Annotated in this window: 2 protein-coding genes; one reads left to right on the top strand and one right to left on the bottom strand. The window is 63.9% G+C overall.

The window, feature by feature from the left end; genetic code table 11:
* Positions 1 to 2550 (top strand): recombinase family protein (locus MFF42_RS25555; protein WP_238258772.1); only part of this gene is annotated, 2550 nt, incomplete at its 5' end.
* A 167-nt stretch (positions 2551 to 2717) separates the two neighbouring features.
* On the opposite strand, the gene MFF42_RS25550 is transcribed toward MFF42_RS25555, so the two are convergent.
* Positions 2718 to 3155 (bottom strand): EamA family transporter, encoded by a 438-nt coding sequence (locus MFF42_RS25550; protein ID WP_003596796.1) that lies wholly within the window; start codon positions 3153 to 3155, stop codon positions 2718 to 2720.
* Positions 3156 to 3267: the final 112 nt, after the last annotated feature.

Raw genomic sequence — 3267 nt, 5'->3', positions numbered from 1 at the left:
GCCGTGGATCTGCGGCAGGTGGTCGATACGACGGCATTGTGCCCTCTGGACCGGTTGGCCCTTCGACGGAACCTGGATGTCGAACGCCGTGACGGCTTCGGCCCACCGGACAAGCTTGTGCCCGTGGGCCTCTACGCTCGCTACTCGTCTAATAAGCAGAAGGAGATGAGCATCGAGCGTCAGGTCAAGGTTGTAACCGCTTACATGAGGAAGCTTGGTTACGCGATTTACGTGCTGTATGACGACCCTGCTCGAAGTGCCCGATCAATGCGTGATCGTGAAAGCCTGCAGCGTTTGCTCGAAGACTGTCGGTCTGGCAAGATAAAAGTCATCATGGTTGAGGACTTTGACCGGTGGTCCCGCGAAACTTACGATGCGGTCGAAGTATGCGAGGAATTGAATGAGCTTGGCGTGGAATTTCATAGCGCCGGCGACTTCAAGGCACTGAACAAGAAGGAGGTCATCGAAGCGGCACTCAAGGCCGAGGCGGATCGGGACCGTCGCACCCTGATCATGGGCATGGGCAGGTTCCAGCACGCTGCCCAGGGCGGCGCCCATTCCGGTGCGTTCTTCGGATATCGGTACGGCGAAGAAAGGGGCTTCCTCGTGCGTCACCCCGAGGAAGAGAAGACCATATTTTCAATCTTTGAAATGGCAGCCGCGGGAATTTCCTACCGAAGCATCGGCCGGATCATGAAGGAACGCGGGGTTGCAGGACCGACGAAGGATTGCAGATGGACGAAATCGACCGTTGCGAACGTTTTGGGCCAGTTGGCCTATACGGGTAGATGGTACTATCCATTTACCTTGAATACGTTCGACCGCAAATCGGGGAAGGTCACCGTCCAGCGTCGGCATCCGAGCGAGATGACCCGCAACTACTTCGATCACCTTCGAATTGTGCCAGACGATCTGTTTTTCGCTGTCAACGAGAAGCGACGCCCCCGGGGGAAGCAGAAGTTCGAGCACAGCCACTTCTTGGCCGGAAAGGCGACGTGCGACTGCGCCGGGGTCGAAGGCCAGCGGTTCACCTTGGGTGGTCGACAGCTAACCTGCAACGTCTGGTCGGACGGGGGCTGCTGCCCGGCGAGGCGTCACTCCGTTATGCACGAGACCGTGGAGCGCGCCGTCCTCACCGCCGTTTGCGGCAAGCTGCGGTCCTTCGTCGGCGAGGAGGATTTCGCGGCTGCCGTCGACCGCTCGCTACGTGAGGCCTCCGCCGCCCGCCGCGCCGCCCGTGCGGATGTTGCGCGTAAGATTGCGGTCACCCGCGAACAGCTTCGCCGGGCGCTCGTCAAGGAGCTTGAATCGACCTATCCATCCGACCTGTTGTCCGAGGAGAGGAGCCGGCTGACGGGGGAGCTCGCAGACCTTCAGGCCCGTTCGGCGGGCCTCGCCGAACTGCCCGAGGTGGACGAAGCCGGTGAGAGGCTTCGAACACTTTCCGCCACGTTGGATCACCTTATCGAGCGGGTGCCATTCAGGGCCTTGACGGAGGCGGTTGCGAAGGTCTCCGCCGCCCTTGCCCGCCTCGTCCAGCAGGTGGTGGTCATACGGGATGGCCGGCCGGCGGGGACCTTGGGCCTGGCCATCCACCTGGACTTCTTGGCGTTCCTACAGGAGGACGGGAGCTGCGGCTCGCCCGGTGTTAGCTTGGACGTGATCCATGTCGATGTCGAGCAGCCGATGGGACGCCATGTCCGCCTTCGCGAAGACGCCCAGCGGCTTATGGCAACCGGAGGTTATCGGATCGACGACGCGCGTTGGGCCCTCGTCGCCAAGCACCTCCCGGACGTCACGGGCCACAGGAATGACTCGCGCCACATCCCGACGCGGGCTCTGGTCGACGCCCTCCTGCTCCGGCTCCGGACGGGCCTGCCTTTGCTGTCGGCGGCGTTCGGCGACGCGCTGGAGATGCGGCGTGCACTCTCGCGGTTCGTCTATGCCGCAGGGGACCAGATCCTGATTGACCTCCTTCGCGAGGCGGACCCTTCCTTCGTGGCCGGACTGGACCTCGGTCCGGTCGAGGCCGCGCGGGCGCGCTGGAAGGTTGGCGGTGATGATTGGCGCAAGCGCAGGGGGCCGGCCGCACGCTTCCACGCCCTGAATGGCCAGGATGCGCTCACCGACGAGCAATGGCTGGCCTCGAAGCCGCTGTTGCATTCGTCCATCGAGATCTCGTTCAAGGGCACCCCGGGCATTCCCGGCCGGCTGCTTCTGGAGGCGGTGATCCTGGCGCTGCGGACCGGCCTCTCATGGCGCAGGATGCCGGAGCGGTTCGGTGACGAACGGAACCTCACGAATTCCGTGCGCCGGCTGGTCCGCAGCGGAAGTTGGGACCGGTTGCTGGAGCTATGGGCGCTGCGCTTCCCTGAGCTTCTCGATGACTTGGATGTCGGGCGCTTGGCCAATATGCTCCGGGGTTCGGCGCAGTGGCAGGGCCCGTCACCCAGGCGCTCGCGCTACGCCAGGAACGGCGGCGTGGCCCCGGCCGTCCATCGAGCGCGCCGACGCAAGTCGCCTGCCGGGCGGAAGAGGGACGCGGCCTAGGCGCCGCCAGCCGTGTTCTTGGACGGCGAGCGTCAAGGGTCTGGACGTTGGGCGCAGGAACGAATGCAGAGAGTGCTCGATGGCGATCGGCCAACGCCCGTGCTGGTCGCGGCGTCCCGGGCGCTATCCTGCGTACGCCTCCGGGCGAAAGGGCACGCGGCCAGCCTTCAGCTCCTGTAGGCGACCAGGATCGTGCCGGCCGCTATCAGACCGACGCCCAACCAGTTGGGGACGGTCAGGCGTTCTCCGAGGAAGATGGTCGCGAAGACCGCCACCAGGACGACGCTCAACTTGTCGATGGGCGCCACGCGGGCGGCATCCCCGAGCTTCAGGGCGCGGAAGTAACAGAGCCACGATCCACCGGTGGCGAGCCCCGATAGGACAAGAAACAGGTATGTTCGTCCCGAAACTGAATCGAGTGGTTGCCATTGGCCCGTGCCGGCCAAAAGCGCGCCGAGGACGCACAGGATCACCACCGTACGGATGAAGGTGGCGAAGTCCGAGTTGATGTTCTCTATCCCGATCTTGGCAAAGATCGCCGTCAGCGCGGCAAATGCCGCCGAGAACAACGCCCAGAACTGCCAGGAGGCCAGCACGGCTTTCATGGGCATCTCCGAAAGTCGGAAACGAAAGGGGTCGTGACGAGCAGCCGCCGAACCGAGCAACATGCAACGCTGTTCGACGGTCTTATGCGGATGCCGATGATCCACGGCGCCG

This window comes from Methylorubrum podarium (assembly GCF_022179745.1).
Taxonomy (GTDB): Bacteria; Pseudomonadota; Alphaproteobacteria; order Rhizobiales; family Beijerinckiaceae; genus Methylobacterium; species Methylobacterium podarium.
Note: the sequence above shows the minus strand (reverse complement) of the source record. Positions and strands in the feature narration are given on the sequence as shown.

Bases quoted from the DNA above. Each gene is read 5' to 3' on its own strand.
- MFF42_RS25550 (WP_003596796.1), bottom strand. From the start codon at position 3,155: ATGAAAGCCGTGCTGGCCTCCTGGCAGTTCTGGGCGTTGTTCTCGGCG.